This is a genomic window from Kaistia adipata DSM 17808 (assembly GCF_000423225.1).
Classification (GTDB): domain Bacteria; phylum Pseudomonadota; class Alphaproteobacteria; order Rhizobiales; family Kaistiaceae; genus Kaistia; species Kaistia adipata.
Window position 1 is genome coordinate 595,035 of the sequence record NZ_AUHO01000007.1, and the last position, 13,683, is coordinate 608,717.

The window sequence follows — 13,683 nt, forward strand, 5'->3', positions numbered from 1 at the left end:
GCTAGTCCCTGTCCAGGCCGCCGGAGGCGTTGAGGCGCTCGGCGGTGATGTAGGAGGGCGCGTCGAGGGCGAGCCAGATCACGGCGGCGGCGACCTCGGCGATCTCGGCGCGGCGGCCGATCGGCACGCGTTTCGTCCGTTCGTCGAGGAAGGCCTGGACGTCGGCGCGGCCCTCGATGCGGGCGAGGTCCGCCTCGGTCGAGCGCTGCATCTCGGTGTCCATCATGCCGGGAGCGACGCTGTTGACGCGCACGCCGAACGGCGCCAGCGCGATCGCCGCCGCGCGGGTGATGGAATCGACGCCGGCCTTCGAGGCGGCATAGGCGGCGTAGTTGGGGAGCGCCATGCGCGAGGCCGGCGAGGTCAGGTTGACGATCCGGCCCTGGCCCTGCCGCTTCATGATCGCGCCGGCGGCGATCGTCATCATCGCCACCGCCGTGACGTTGACGGCGAGCGTCTTCTGCCAGGTCGCGGCCGACATTTCGAGGAAGGGCTCGATGCGGCCAAAGCCGGCATTGTTGATCAGGATGTCGAGCCCGCCCCAGTCGCGCTCGATCCGGCCGAGGATGTCGGATGGCGCATCCGGCGCCGTCAGGTCGGCCGCGATCACCAGCGGTGGCGCGGGCGTGTCGCCCAGCAGCGCGCGCGTCTCGTCCAGCCCCTTGCCGTCGATGTCGATCAGCGCGACGGCGACGCCGCGGCGCGACAGTTCGATGCTGAGTTCGCGGCCGAGCCCGGCCGCGGCGCCGGTGACGGCGGCGCGTTTCCCCTCGAAGCCCAATTGGTTTTCCTCCCCAATTTGATAGTTATGGTACCGTTACCATTCGGGTTGTCAATCGGGATTGGCAGGGGAGGTGAGTGCCGGTGGTGCGGAACGAGGCGGAGGCGGCGGCGATGCCATGTCCCTAGGCTCCGGTTGTATGGATCCCGGCCTTCGCCGGGATAATGGCGGAGGTTCGAGAGCGGCAGCCCGTATCACGTCGGAACTCGATTCAAGCCGCAATCCCACCACGCGGCCATCATCCTGAGGTGCCCGGCGCAGCCGGGCCCCGAAGGAGGGTCCAGGGAACGCAGTGGCGAGGGCGGACTCTTGGGACGGGGCGGCGAACCGGGGTTTCTTCAGAGGCGTCGGATGCATGGATCCCTGCTTTCGCAGGGATGACGGAGCCTCTCCTTGTGCCGTGTTACCCGCCCAGAGCTGGCCCGTATGACACACGCAGTCGTCATCCCTGCGAAAGCAGGGATCCATGGTGCGGCTGGCAGACGGCCCGCTGGATCCTCCTTCGAGGCTTCGCTCTGCGAAGCACCTCAGGATGACGGCGGAGCAGTGGGCGACGCCGCCTCCCAGGACCTCTGCTGAATGGATCCCGGCCTTCGCCGGGATGACGGTGGAGGCTAGCCCCGCCGCCAGGCGCCTCGGCATCCCGGGTCAAGCCGGGGATGACGGCGAAGGTGGCATCGAGGCGGGGCCTCGCCCCTTCTATTCCGCCGCCGCCTTCGCCTTGGCAACGTAGGTCTGCCAGTCGCGGAACTGGGCCTCGGCGGCGACGCGGAAATAGTGGAGGTCGCTGCCGGAGGCGACGAAGGCGAAACCGTCGTCGAAGCATTGCTGCCAGGTCCTGCCGCGGCGCGGCACGGTGGCGAGCGGCTTGCCGGTCGGCGCGACCGCAGCACAGCATTCGGCGATCAGCGCCTCGACCTCCGGGGCGCCGGTCTGGCCCGGCAGGCCGATGCTGCCGGAAAGGTCGGTCGGGCCGATGAACACCACGTCGACGCCGTCGACCTCGGCGATGGCGCGGGCGTTCTCGACGCCCTTTTTCGTCTCGATCTGCACGACGATAAGAAGCTCGTCATGCACGCGCTCCATGTAGTCCCTCGCGATGCCGTAGCCGGCGGCGCGGGTGATGTCCCAGGCATTGCCGCGTCTGCCGAGCGGCGGGAAGCGGCAGGCGTTTACGATCTTCTTCGCTTCCTCCGCCGTCTCGACCATCGGCACCAGCAGCGCCTCGGCACCGGCGTCGGCGATGCGACGCAGCGTGATCGGGTCGGAGGAGGGCACGCGGATCATCGCGGTCGAATTCGTGCAGGCGGCGGCGCGCATCACCTCGACCGCCGTCAGCACGTCGCCGGTGCCGTGCTCGAGATCGAAGATGAAGAAGTCGAAGCCGGCCAGCGCCGTGATCTCGGCGAAGGTCGGGTCGGGGCTCTGCAGCCACATGCCGAAGGATTTCTGTCCGGCCCTGAGATTGGCCTTCAGACGGTTTCTGCGGATCATCTTGGTCTCGGCTATTCCGGAGGGTCGGAGGGGGTGAAGCGGGCGAGTTTGGCCAGGAAGCCCGGCCGTTCGAGAACGGCGGGATTGACGATGGTAGCGGGAATCCGGCCCTCCGCCACGCCGATCATGCCGTCTGCGATCAGCGTCATGGTGAGCCGGGCGGCGTCGCGGGTCGAGGGCAGCCAGTGCGGCGTCAGGATCACGTTCGGAAGCGAGACGAGCGGGTCGTCCTTCGGCAGCGGCTCGTGCTCGTAGACGTCGAGCCCGGCGCCGGCGATCCAGTGGTCGCGAAGCGCCGTGACGAGCCCCGCCTGGTCGACGATCTCGCCGCGCGCGACGTTGATGAAATAGGCGGTCGGCTTCATGCGCCGGAAATGCGCCGCCGTGATCAGCCCGCGCGTCGTCGCGTCGAGGCGGTTGTGCAGCGAGACGAAATCGGAGGCGGCGAAGAGCTCGTCGAGGCTCGCGACCAGCGTGACGCCGAGATGCGCCGCCTCGATCTCGGACGCGCGCGGCGAGAAGGCGAGGATGTTCATGCCCCAGGGCGCGGCGAGGCGGGTGAGTTCGCGGCCCGACGCGCCGAGGCCGACGATGCCGAGCGTCTTGCCCGGCAGGTCGAGGCCCATGGTGACGGGCTGGAGGTCCCAGCGCCCGTCGCGCACCATGCGCTCCTGCTCCGGCAGGCGCTTCGCCAGCGCTAGCATCAGCAGGAAGGCGGAGGAGGCGGTGGCGTGGGTCAGCGTGTCCGGCGCATTGTAGACGGCGACGTCGTTTTCCGTGCAGGCGTCGAGGTCGATCTTGTCGATGCCGGCGCCGGCGCGGCCGATCACGACGAGCCGCTCGGCGCCTTCGGCGAAGGCGGAGGCCTTCACCCAGGGACGGAAGACGACGATGCCCTCGGCACTGGCAACGTGCTGTGGTGTGATCTCGAGCGAATAGAGCCGCTCCTGATAGGCTTTGTCGTCGGGCGTCGGCGCCAGGTCGCGCAGGAAATCGACGGTGATCGCGGGATGGCCGTCATAGCGGTCGAGCGCGATGTCGGCGATGGCGAGGCGGCCGTCCGGGCCGAGATAGTCGCCGGTATAGGCGACGGTGAAGGGGGCGTCGGTCACCACCGCTTCAGGCTTTCTTCGGTGGTGGTTTCGACCCGCGCGCCGGGCCGGGTGAGGAGGTCCTCGCGCAGCTTGGTGCCGAGGCCGGGCCGGTCGGGAAGGTGCAGGTGGCCGTCGCGCACCTCGATCCGGTCGGTGACGACGTCGTCGTACCAGCCGTCGATATAGCCGCGCACCGTCTCCATGATCATGCCGTTCGGGATGTGGTGCATCAGATGCGTCGCCGCCCAGAGCGCCACCGGGCCGATGGTGTCGTGGCAGGTGACGGGCAGCATGTAGGTGTCGGCCATCGCCGCGATCTTGCGGCCTTCGGTCAGGCCGCCGCCCCAGGAGAGGTCGGGCATGATGATGTCGGCGGCGCCGCGCTCGATCCAGGGCCGGAAGCCGAAGCGCGTGAAGACGCGTTCGCTCTGGCAGATCGGGATGGTCGTCGTCTGCTTCAGCCGGACATAGCTCTCGACATTGTCGGGCGGCATGATCTCTTCCAGCCACAGGATGTCATAAGGTTCTAGGGCGCGGGCGATCTTCGTCGAGGTGGGAAGATCCCAGCGCGCATGGCCCTCGATGGCGATCGCCATGCGGTCGCCGACCGCGGCGCGGATGTCGGCGACGATCTTCAGTCCGGCGGCGAGGTCGTCGTTCGAGAGCGCATGGCCGAGCGGGCCGGCCGCCGTCTGCGCGCCCCAGATCACCATCGGCTTCCTGGTGTCGACCGGGCCGGAAAGCGTCGGGCCGAACTGGTCGAACGGCCAGATCTTCATCGCGGTGACGCCCTGGGCGAGCAGGCTCTGCGCCAGTTCGCCCGCCTTGCCGGTCAGCCAGGCGTTGAGGTCGTCATATTTTCCGTAGCCGACGCAGGTGTTGTAGATCTGGATGCGGTCGCGGCTGCGGCCGCCGAGCATGTTGTAGATCGGCTCGCCGGCGTTCTGGCCGGCCAGATCCCAGAGCGCGACGTCGATGGCCGAAGTCGCCCGCATCTCGGCGCCGTTCGAGCCGCAGAAATTCGCCAGCGCGGCCATGTTGGCCCAGTGGTTCTCGATGTCGCGGGCGTCGCGGCCGATCAGGAGCGGCGCGTAGATGTCGTGGATGATCGCGGCGACGGCGCGCGGCAGGTAGTAGGTCTCGCCGAGCCCGACGAGGCCCTTGTCGGTGTGGATCTGGACCCAGAGATTGTTGGGCAGCGCCTGCCGCGCCTTGGGGTTCCGCTTCGCCCACTCGGCCTGCGGCAGCGCCTCGAACCAGACCGTCTCGATCTTCGTGATCTTCATGGCAGTCCCCTAGAGCTATTGCCGATGCGAAACGTTCCGGTTTGGCGTCACGCCAGCAAGCGGTGTGTCATGCTTTGACGATATCCGGCCTCGCCGTCATCCCGGGCGCAGCGAAGCGGAGACCCGGGGTCCATCCAGCCGAGGCGAAAACGATAACGCATCTCGGCTGCATGGATCCCCGCTTTCGCGGGGATGACGGCGGAGTCTGGCTGCCGCGACCCAGCATCCGATCAGCCCTTGACCGCGCCGGCGGTGAGGCCGCGCAGCAGATGGCGCTGGATCGCCATGTAGAAGAGCACGGGCAGCACCGAGAAAGTAACGCCCGCCGCCATCAGCACGAAGAGCGGCGTGTCGAGCTGGGTCATCAGCGTCGCGAGGCCGAGCGAGGCGGTGTAGAGGTCGTTCCGGGTGATCAGCGTCGAGGCGAACAGATATTCGTTCCAGCTGGCGAAGAAGGCGATGACGCTGACGGCGACGAGGCCGGGCTTCGTCAGCGGCAGCACGACCAGCCAGAGCACCTTCCAGCGGTCGCAGCCATCGATCAGCGCTGCCTCGACGATCTCCTTCGGCACGGCGTCGAACGACGCCTTCAGCACCCAGGCGCACAGCGGCACGACGAAGGCGGTGTGGAGCAGCGCCAGCGCCCAGAGATTGTCGGTCCAGCCGAGACCCCGATAGAGCGCCAGCACCGGCGCGACGACGACCGCTGCCGGCATCATCTGCGTGAAGAGCAGCAGCAGGCCGAAGGCCGATCGGCCGGGCCAGTAGAGCCGCGACAGCGCGTAGGCGGCCGGAATGACGAGGATCAGCGTGCCGATCACGGTCAGCGACGCGACCAGCGTCGAGAGCAGCAGCCAGCGCGCGATCGGCTTCTCGACGAAGAGCTGGACATAGGATTGCAGGTCGATCGAGCCGGGCAGCAGCGGCGGCGGGAAGGAGAGCGATTCCGCCGACGGGCGGATCGACGAGACGATCATCCAGTAGACCGGGAAGAAGATGATCGCCGAGATGACGACGATCGCGGCGCCGCGCAGCGCGTCCTCGAGCGAGGGTAGGCGCCGGCGCGTGGCGGTGGGGCGCAGGGTGCTCATGACTGCGCCTCCACGCGACGCTGCAGCACGACGAAGCAGAGCGTCGCGATCGCCGAGATGCCGAAGCCGACCACGGCGATCGCGCCGGCATAGCTGAAATTGTAGAAGCGGAAGGCCTGCATGTAGATCGCCGGCGCCAGTGTCGTCGTGGCGTCGACGGGGCCGCCACCGGTGATCAGCCAGATCAGCGTGAATTGCTGGGTCGAGTAGATGAAGGCGAGCACGGCGAGCAGCGCCAGCGTCGGGCGGATGCCGGGCAAAGTGATGTAGCGGAACTGGGCGAAGCGGCCGGCGCGGTCGATCTTCGCCGCCTCGTAGAGCTCGTCCGGGACGTTCTGAAGCGCCGAGAGCAGCACCAGCGAATAGAACGGGAATCCCTTCCAGACGGTCGCGCCGATCACGACCAGCATGGCGAGCACCGGATCGAGCAGCCATTGCGGGTTCTCGGTGACGCCGGGGACGAGGCGCAGGAAGGCGTTGAACACGCCGAAGCTCGGGTCGAGCATCAGCACGAAGGTGATGGCGACCGGCACCTCCGGGATCGCCCAGGGCACGGTCAAAAGGCTTCTCACCACGCCGCGCCCGCGAAAACTCCAGTTCATCAGCAGCGCCAGCGACAGGCCGATGGCGAGGATGGCGACGACGACGGAGAGGGTGAAGACCAGCGTGTGCTGGATCATCCGCCAGAAATCAGGATCCACCAGCATATAGCGGTAATTGTCGAGCCCGAGCCCGGCCGGCGTGTCGAGGCTGAACAGCGCGCCGCGCAGGATCGGATAGATCACCAGCGCGCCCTCGAGCGCCAGCATGGGCAGGATCAGGAGATAGGGGAAGGCGCGGCTGCCGACCACGCCGTTGCGCCGGGCGCGCTTTGGACGGCTTGCGCGATCCGTCGTCTGGGTGAGCGCCGAAGCCATTGCCAATCCAAATTCCTCGGTCATGGGCGGCCCGATGAGCGGGCTCGGTATCTTGTTGGGTCGCGTTTTCTTGACGCGGGCCGGTGTCCGCTTCGCTCGAAAGCGCTCCGGAAATCCGCCGGCCCCACCACCATCCCGGGCGAACCCGGGATCGGGCCGGCCTGGAAGGTGGCCGGCCGGATCCCCGCTTGCGCGGAGATGGCGGGGGAGGAGGAGCCTGCGAACTGCGATGGCGTCGTCCCTCAGGCGGAAGGGGCGACGGAGTGGGCGCTCTTTACCTCTCCCGGCGGGAGACCTTGCATCGAACGCTGTCGATCCGTCCGTGGCGCCTCGGCCGGTGCTCGTCGCCCCGGCGGAGGCCGGGGCCCATGAACACGGGCCCGGGAAACCGTGGTCCAGCCTTCCCCGGCCGGTGTTTCTGGATCCCGGCCTTCGCCGGGATGACGGCGGAGGGAGGGTCGGCGTCGTGCAAGGACTCCCATAAGGGAGAGGAGACGATCCTGGTCTAGAGCCGTGTCGCCAGCGCCTCGAGCTGGCGCTGGGCGCCGTCCATCGCCGTCTTCACGGATCCGCCGGGGCGCAGCGCGCTCTGGAAGTTCTGCATGATGATGCGGCCGAACTGGTCGTCGGCGAAGGCGAAGTCGCCCATCACGTCGATCGGCGACACCTGCTTCGCCTCGTTGAAGCCGGTCACCCATGGCTTGTCGGCCAGGAAGGCGGCGAACTTCTCCGACTTCGCGGCGAGGTCGTAGGGCGGCATGACGTAGAGGTTGGTGATCATCAGATCGGCCATCACGTCCGGCGACATGACGAACTTGATGAACTCCTTGGCGCCGTCCGAATTCTTACCCTTGAGCGCGATCAGCGGGTGGATGCGGTCGAGCGAGCGGCGGCTCGCCCAGGGCGGCGCGGCCGAGAGCAGGTCCGGGTAGATGTCCGGGTTGGTGGCGCGCAGCACCACGACGGTCGGGTTGACGCCGAAGGCCTGGGCGACGCGCCCGTCGGCGGCGAGCTTCATGATCGCGCTCTGCGCCGTGCCCTGCGGCACGCCGGCCTCGTAGAGGCTCTTCCAGAGCTCGAGGCCCTTGACCACTTCGGGCGAATTGGCCAGCGGCGTCTTGCCCTCGGCCCATTTGCCGTCGAAGGGCAGGCAGAAATTCTGCAGCTGGAACCACCATTCGCCGGAATCGGCGATGACGTTGGTGAGCGCGATGCCGAACTGGTCGGGTCGGCTGGTCAGCTTGGCAGTGGTCTCGATCCACTCTTCCGGCGTCGTTGCCGGCTTGACGCCGGCCTTCTCCAGCAGCGCCTTGTTGTAGATCAGCGCGAAATTCACGTCGATCGCCGAGAGGCCGTAGAGCTGGCCGTCCTTGCGCAGGAACTCATGGCCGCCGGAGGGCGTGATGCCGAGCGCCTTGACGACGTCGTCGAGCGGCTCGGCGAGCTGGAACTTGCGGATCACCTGGGCGGAGAGATCCGGCATCGCCATCAGGATGTCGGCGTCGATGCCGCCGGCCTGCGCCTGGATGACGACGTTGGAGACATACTGGCTGGCCGGCCAGCCGGTCCATTCGACCAGGTACTTGTCCTGCGACTGGTTGAATTTGTCGAGGACGGCGTTCCAGCCCTCCTTCTCGCCGGGCTGGAACTGTTCCCAGCTCATCAGCTTCAGCGGGATGCGGTCGGCGGCGCGCGCCGACCGGCTCGAAAACGATGTCGCCGCCAGCGTGCCGCCCATGGCGGCGGCGCCGGCCAGCAGCTGGCGCCGCGTCGGGCGGAGGCCCGTCAATGCTGAAGACGGCTTGTCCGGATTCGTCATGCTCGTTCTCCTCCCTCGGGTGCGGCGGGACGCGCGCACGCCCAGAGGCGGATTGTTTCCGCCACATTGTTAATTGTTAACAATGAAACGATAGCATGAGGGGGCAGGCTGTCAAGGCGGACGTCAAGTTGGACTTGGTGGCGGTCCCTAGCGGGCGGCGGCTGCCTCGGTGTCGAGCAGGTGTTCCTTCAGGCGGCCATAGGCGGCCTCGATATGCTCTTCGATACAGGCGAGGGCGGTGGCGGAATCCCGGTTGCGCACCATTGCGAGCAGCCGGGCATGTGCCAGGTACCACGAGGTCAGATAGTCCTCGGGCAAGCCGTCGCGGAGCAGCAGGAAGACGAAGATCTGCGAGCGCAGCGCCTCCCAGGCGCGGTAGAGCCGGGCATGGTGGGCGGCGCGGAACAGCGCGTCATGGAAGTCGATGTCGAGCTCGGCGACCCGGCGCCGCGTCATCGTCGCGCGCGGAATCGATTGGAAAAGCAGGAGAATTGCCTCCAGAGGCGCAAGATCGGCCTCGGTCGCGTTGAGGCAGGCCTGCTCGACGGCGAGCTTCTCCAGCGCCTTGCGCAGGCTGTAGATCTCGCTCGCATCCTGCAGCGAGATCTGCGCCACGGTGGCGCCGCGATGCGTCTCGTGCACCACCAGCCCTTCCTGCTGCAGGCGGAAGATCGCCTGCCGGATCGGGCCGCGGCTGACGTTCAGGCTCTCGGCCAGCTCGTCCTCGATCAGCCGTTCGCCGCGCTTGAAACGGCCGCTCAAAATCGCCTCGCGCAGCGCGTCGGCAACGTCGTCGGTCAGTACGCGGCGCTCCCGGCGCTGCAAGGGGGGCGTGATTGGGCTCTTGCTCATCGCTACAGTCTACTGTTAACAATCCTGCCAACGCCAGCGTGAATCTGGCGAGGAACGGCAGGAAACACTATGCGCATTCTGAAAGCCAATTGGTATCCGCCCGAGAATCCGGAGCTGCTCGAGCTGTTCGGATCGAAGGCGGAATTCGACATCGACCCGATCCCCGCCGATCCGGCCTACCGTCTGGCGCGGGCCCGCAGCGCCGCCGCCGACGCGGTGATCAACTGCTCGGCCACCCACCTGCTGCCGGCCGATCTCGACGATTTCGAGAAGGTGAAGATCGTCGTGCGCGAGGGCGTCGGCTACGACAATCTCGACCTCGAGGGCTGGGGCGCGCGCGGCGTGCCGGTCTGCAACGTGCCGGACTACGGCACCACCGAGGTGGCCGACCATGCGCTGGCGCTGATGCTGGCGCTGACGCGCGGCACCGACACCTATGACCGGCTGCTCAACACCGATCCTGTCAACGGCTGGAGTTTTTCGCGCGCGCCGCTGGTGCGACGCCTGCGCGGCGCCACCTTCGGCGTCGTCGGCCTCGGCCGCATCGGCCTCGCCGCCGCCCGCCGCGCCGCCGCCTTCGACATGCGCGTCGTCTTCTACGATCCGCATCTCTCGAACGGCGTCGAGCTTTCCACCGGCTATGAGCGGGTGCACAGCCTCAACGAGCTGATGGCGATCAGCGACATACTCAGCCTGCATGCGCCGCGCAGCGCCGAGACCACCGGCATGATCAACGCGTCGGCGCTCGCCGCCGCCAAGCCGGGCCTGATCCTGGTCAATACGGCGCGCGGGCCGATCGTCGATCTCGACGCGCTCTACGACGCGATGAAGGATGGTCGCGTCGCCGGCGCCGGCCTCGACGTGCTGCCGCAGGAGCCGGCCGACCGCAGCCAGAAGCTGATCGCCGCCTGGGCGGCGAACGAGCCCTGGATCGAGGGGCGGCTGGTGCTGTCGCCGCACGCCGCCTTCTACAGCCCGGCCGCGATGAAGGACATGCAGCGCAAGGCCGTCGAGTGCATCCTCACCTATCTGAACGAGGGCCGCCTCACCAACTGTGTCAACCGCGAGTTCCTGGTCGCGCCGGCCAAGGTGCGCAAGGCGTCCTGACACCGACCTCCGCGTCATCCCGGGCTCGGGAGGTTCACTCGTTGGCGCCTCGGCGGCATGGATCCTCGCCTTCGCGAGGATGACGGAGAGCGCGGGGCACGCGCCGGTGAAGGCAACCTGGCGGCGCGGCGGACGGAACAGAAACAAAAATGGGGCGGCGATCGCGCGATCGCCGCCCCTTCTTGATTCAGGAGACGCTGGGCGTCAGCCGTTGTCGGCGGTCGCGGCCGGGACCTTGACGCCGAGCTTGGCGGCGAAGCCCTCGAGCGCGCCCCAGGTGACGTTGTCGACCGGGATGCCTTCGACGGCGCGCTGCTTCGCCTCGGCCTTCTCGATGTCGGACGGGGCATAGACCTTCTGGCCGGGCTTGGCCGGCTGGGCGCGCAGGTCGGCGAGGAAGGCCGAGATGCGCGCGTCGAAGGCGGACAGCGCCTGGAACACAGCCGGCGACAGCACGATGAAGAAATGGCCGATCTGGATCGGCTTGGCGAAGTCCGGGCCGTTGAAGGCGGCCAGCGTGTTGCCGTGGCCCATGCCGGTGAAGGCCGAGCAGAGCAGGTCGACCATGCCGGCGAGGCCCGAGCCCTTGTAGCCGAAATCGGCGCCGCCGACCGGGGCGACCCAGACGGCCGCGTTGGCGTCGGTGGTGAACACGCCCTTGTCGTCGACGGCGACCTCTTCCGGCAGCGGCTGGCCGGTGGCGCGGCGCAGGCCGACGCGGTTGAACGGGATCGAGCTGGTCGCCATGTCGAGCACCATCGGATCCTCGCCCTCGACCGGCACGGCGAAGGAGAGCGGGTTGGTGCCGAAGAAGGCCGAGGCGCCGCCATGCGGGATCACCATGGCGTCGGCGTGCGTCATGCCGATGGCGACGAAGCCCTTGGTGGCGGCGTAGCGCGTGTAGACGCCGGTGGCGCCGTGATGGGTCGAGCGGCCGACGGTCGCGACGGCGACGCCGGTCTTCTCGGCGAGCTTGGCCGCCTCGTCGATGGCGCGGTAGCTGGCGTAGTGGCCGAGGCCGTCATCGGCGTCGACATGCACGGCCGAGGCGGCCTTCTCGGTGACGGTGAGCGACGGCGTCTTGTTGATGCGGCCGCCGTCGAGGCCCTGCATGTAGAACGGGATCAGGCGGACGCCATGCGTGTCATAGGCGCGGGACGAGGCGTCGACCACGGCGCGGGCGCAGGCTTCGGCGCTCTCGCGGTTCACGCCGGCTGCGATGAACAGCTCGGCGACGAACGGTTCGACGTCACGGGCCGCGGCGCGAACGCCCGCGATCTTTTCCAGGGCCATGTTTTCTTCCTCGAGCAAGCGTTGAACCGGCCGCCGTCGGGCCGACGCCGTGGTTCGCCAGATGACAATCTTCGGCAGGTGCGGGCACCGTGGCGGGCCTGCGCAGCCGCATACCCTCGTCTAAGGGGAATCCGCGTCGCATTCAAACGATGATTGGCAGGGAAGATGGGGCGGACGCTGGGGAAGGCGTCAGAAAATCACACGGTGGTCTGGTTGTATGACATTTCGCCCACAGATGGCGCCGCGCGCCCGGGCGAAACGAGGTTCCTCCGGCCGGAGGCGTCCGGCCGGAGGGGTGTTCGTTGCGATCAGCGCAGCTTGTTCACGACGTCCATGAAGCGCTTGACGCGGTCGGCGTCGACGGCGTTCCAGGTGTAGCCGTCGACCTTGAAATGCGTGCCGATGACGACGCCGGAGGCGTAGTTGAATATGTCGGTGACGTTGTCGATGTTGACGCCGGTATTGGCGAAGATCGGTACCGTCTTCACGGTCTCGGCGACCTTGCGCAGGTTCGACGCGTCGGCCGGCTCGCCGGTGATCGGGCCGGAGACCAGGATGGCGTCGGCGAGCGAGGAGAACACGGCGCTCTTGGCGCGCAGCTCGATCGGACGCTGGTCGAGCGAATGCGCGAACTCGGCGTTGATGTTGAAGAGCAGCTTCATGTCATCGCGGCCGAGATTGTGGCGGAGCCGCGAGGCCTGGGCGCAGTTCGGCTCCCACACGCCCATGTCGGAGGCGAACACGCCAGTGAAGATCTCGCGCACGAAGGAGGCGCCGGTCACCGCGCCGATCGACACCGAGGCGATCGGATCCCAGAGGAAGTTGACGCCGAACGGCACCTTCAGCTCGGGCTTGATCGCCTGCACGATGGCCGACATGGCGGCGATCGCTTCCGGGGCGCCCTTGAACACGTAGGGGCGGTCGTTCTCGTTGCCGAACATGATGGCGTCGACGCCGCCGGCCTGCAGCTTCTCGACATCGGCCATCGCGTCGTCGATCAGCTTGTTGAGGCCACCCTTGGCGTCATACAGCGGCGAACCCGGAAGGGCGCCGATATGAGACATCGAGATGACGACCTTCTTCTTGTCGCCGAAGAAATCGAAAACCATAGTCCGCTCCATTCAATTGGGATGACAGGATAGGGTGAGGCGAGCCTCGTTAAGGGGCGATCTGGACATCGACGCGTGCCGCCTCGAGCGCCGCCGCGATCGGTGGCGGCGGTGCGGCGTCGGTGATCAGGACGTCGATGTCGGTGAGCGTCGCGACATGCACGAGCGACATGCGCTGGAACTTCGAGGCGTCGCAGAGCGCCACCTTGATGCCCGAGCGGCCGAGATAGACCTTCTTCAACTCGACGTCCTCGATCGAATAGTCGAACAGCCCGTCCTCGGTGACGCCGGACAGGCCGACGAAGCAGATGTCGAACCAGAGCTTCTCGAACTGTGCCACGGCCTCGGCGCCGCCGACGGAAAGCTCGTCGCCGCGGACCCGGCCACCGGCGAGATAGACCTCGGCCTGGCCGGCCGAAAGCAGGGTGGCGGCGCGCACGCTGTTGGTGAAGATCTTGGCATGCGGGCGCTCGCGCAGGTGCTGCGCCATCAGATAGGTCGAGGTGCCGACATCGAGGGCGATGGCGCGATGGGCCAGCGCCAGCGCGGCGGCGCGGGCGGCGATCCGCTCCTTGCCCGAGCGCTGGCGGCGCAGGCGGGACTCGAAGTCCGGCTCCTCGCTGTCCATGGTGACGGTGGGCGTCGCGGCGGCGCTGATGGCGCCGCCATGGGTGCGTACCAGCCGGCCGGCGCGCTCGAGCTCGAGCAGGTCGCGCCGCACGGTCATGTCGGAAACCTGCAGCGCCGCCGCGATCTCCGCGACATGCACGGCGCCGTTCAGGCGCAGTGTCTCCAGGATGGCGGCCTGGCGCATTTCCGGCAGGCGAGGCCGCGCCGGGA

12 protein-coding genes are annotated in these 13,683 nt (G+C 67.9%); 1 reads left to right on the forward strand and 11 read right to left on the reverse strand.

Features of this window, described 5'->3' with window-relative positions; translation table 11 throughout:
* Nucleotide 1 precedes the first annotated feature (1 nt).
* From G539_RS0107700 to G539_RS24090, 8 genes are all read right to left on the reverse strand, one after another.
* Nucleotides 2–781, reverse strand: coding sequence for an SDR family NAD(P)-dependent oxidoreductase (locus tag G539_RS0107700; protein ID WP_029074676.1), 780 nt, complete (start codon nt 779–781; stop codon nt 2–4).
* A 699-nt stretch (nt 782–1,480) separates the two neighbouring features.
* A complete protein-coding gene (locus tag G539_RS0107710) occupies nt 1,481–2,275 on the reverse strand; it encodes an HpcH/HpaI aldolase family protein (RefSeq protein ID WP_029074678.1) in 795 nt (264 codons plus the stop codon).
* Between the two features lie 11 nt (nt 2,276–2,286).
* Nucleotides 2,287–3,387, reverse strand: coding sequence for an NAD(P)-dependent oxidoreductase (locus tag G539_RS24080; RefSeq protein ID WP_169516619.1), 1,101 nt, complete (start codon nt 3,385–3,387; stop codon nt 2,287–2,289).
* Entirely contained in the window at nt 3,384–4,655 is a 1,272-nt protein-coding gene (locus G539_RS24085) for a mandelate racemase/muconate lactonizing enzyme family protein (protein ID WP_051231182.1), read from the reverse strand. The genes G539_RS24080 and G539_RS24085 overlap by 4 nt, the downstream gene beginning before the upstream one ends.
* A gap of 230 nt (nt 4,656–4,885) precedes the next feature.
* Nucleotides 4,886–5,746, reverse strand: coding sequence for a carbohydrate ABC transporter permease (locus tag G539_RS0107725; protein WP_051231183.1), 861 nt, complete (start codon nt 5,744–5,746; stop codon nt 4,886–4,888).
* Complete coding sequence (locus G539_RS0107730; protein ID WP_051231184.1) at nt 5,743–6,663, reverse strand: carbohydrate ABC transporter permease; 921 nt, start codon at nt 6,661–6,663, stop codon at nt 5,743–5,745. The genes G539_RS0107725 and G539_RS0107730 overlap by 4 nt, the downstream gene beginning before the upstream one ends.
* 505 nt (nt 6,664–7,168) lie before the next feature.
* On the reverse strand, nt 7,169–8,482 hold the full coding sequence (locus G539_RS0107735; protein WP_084639870.1) for an ABC transporter substrate-binding protein: 1,314 nt from the start codon (nt 8,480–8,482) through the stop codon (nt 7,169–7,171).
* Between the two features lie 147 nt (nt 8,483–8,629).
* Complete coding sequence (locus G539_RS24090; protein ID WP_084639871.1) at nt 8,630–9,334, reverse strand: GntR family transcriptional regulator; 705 nt, start codon at nt 9,332–9,334, stop codon at nt 8,630–8,632.
* 69 nt (nt 9,335–9,403) lie between these two features.
* Between G539_RS24090 and G539_RS0107745 the strand changes: the two genes are divergently transcribed.
* On the forward strand, nt 9,404–10,441 hold the full coding sequence (locus G539_RS0107745; protein ID WP_029074682.1) for a C-terminal binding protein: 1,038 nt from the start codon (nt 9,404–9,406) through the stop codon (nt 10,439–10,441).
* A gap of 204 nt (nt 10,442–10,645) precedes the next feature.
* Here the strand turns inward: G539_RS0107745 and G539_RS0107750 are convergent, their stop codons facing one another.
* The 3 genes from G539_RS0107750 to G539_RS0107760 all read right to left on the reverse strand — a co-directional run bounded on the left by G539_RS0107750 (nt 10,646) and on the right by G539_RS0107760 (nt 13,657).
* A complete protein-coding gene (locus G539_RS0107750) occupies nt 10,646–11,734 on the reverse strand; it encodes an Ldh family oxidoreductase (RefSeq protein ID WP_029074683.1) in 1,089 nt (362 codons plus the stop codon).
* 308 nt (nt 11,735–12,042) lie between these two features.
* Nucleotides 12,043–12,843: a BtpA/SgcQ family protein gene (locus G539_RS0107755; protein WP_029074684.1), complete on the reverse strand. Its 801-nt coding sequence runs from the start codon at nt 12,841–12,843 to the stop codon at nt 12,043–12,045.
* 49 nt (nt 12,844–12,892) lie between these two features.
* Entirely contained in the window at nt 12,893–13,657 is a 765-nt protein-coding gene (locus G539_RS0107760) for a DeoR/GlpR family DNA-binding transcription regulator (RefSeq protein WP_051231187.1), read from the reverse strand.
* Nucleotides 13,658–13,683: the final 26 nt, after the last annotated feature.

Bases quoted from the DNA above. Each gene is read 5' to 3' on its own strand.
- G539_RS0107710 (WP_029074678.1), bottom strand. From the start codon at position 2,275: ATGATCCGCAGAAACCGTCTGAAGGCCAATCTCAGGGCCGGACAGAAA.
- G539_RS24085 (WP_051231182.1), bottom strand. From the start codon at position 4,655: ATGAAGATCACGAAGATCGAGACGGTCTGGTTCGAGGCGCTGCCGCAG.
- G539_RS0107725 (WP_051231183.1), bottom strand. From the start codon at position 5,746: ATGAGCACCCTGCGCCCCACCGCCACGCGCCGGCGCCTACCCTCGCTC.
- G539_RS0107730 (WP_051231184.1), bottom strand. From the start codon at position 6,663: ATGGCTTCGGCGCTCACCCAGACGACGGATCGCGCAAGCCGTCCAAAG.
- G539_RS0107735 (WP_084639870.1), bottom strand. From the start codon at position 8,482: ATGACGAATCCGGACAAGCCGTCTTCAGCATTGACGGGCCTCCGCCCG.
- G539_RS24090 (WP_084639871.1), bottom strand. From the start codon at position 9,334: ATGAGCAAGAGCCCAATCACGCCCCCCTTGCAGCGCCGGGAGCGCCGC.
- G539_RS0107745 (WP_029074682.1), top strand. From the start codon at position 9,404: ATGCGCATTCTGAAAGCCAATTGGTATCCGCCCGAGAATCCGGAGCTG.
- G539_RS0107750 (WP_029074683.1), bottom strand. From the start codon at position 11,734: ATGGCCCTGGAAAAGATCGCGGGCGTTCGCGCCGCGGCCCGTGACGTC.
- G539_RS0107755 (WP_029074684.1), bottom strand. From the start codon at position 12,843: ATGGTTTTCGATTTCTTCGGCGACAAGAAGAAGGTCGTCATCTCGATG.
- G539_RS0107760 (WP_051231187.1), bottom strand. From the start codon at position 13,657: ATGCGCCAGGCCGCCATCCTGGAGACACTGCGCCTGAACGGCGCCGTG.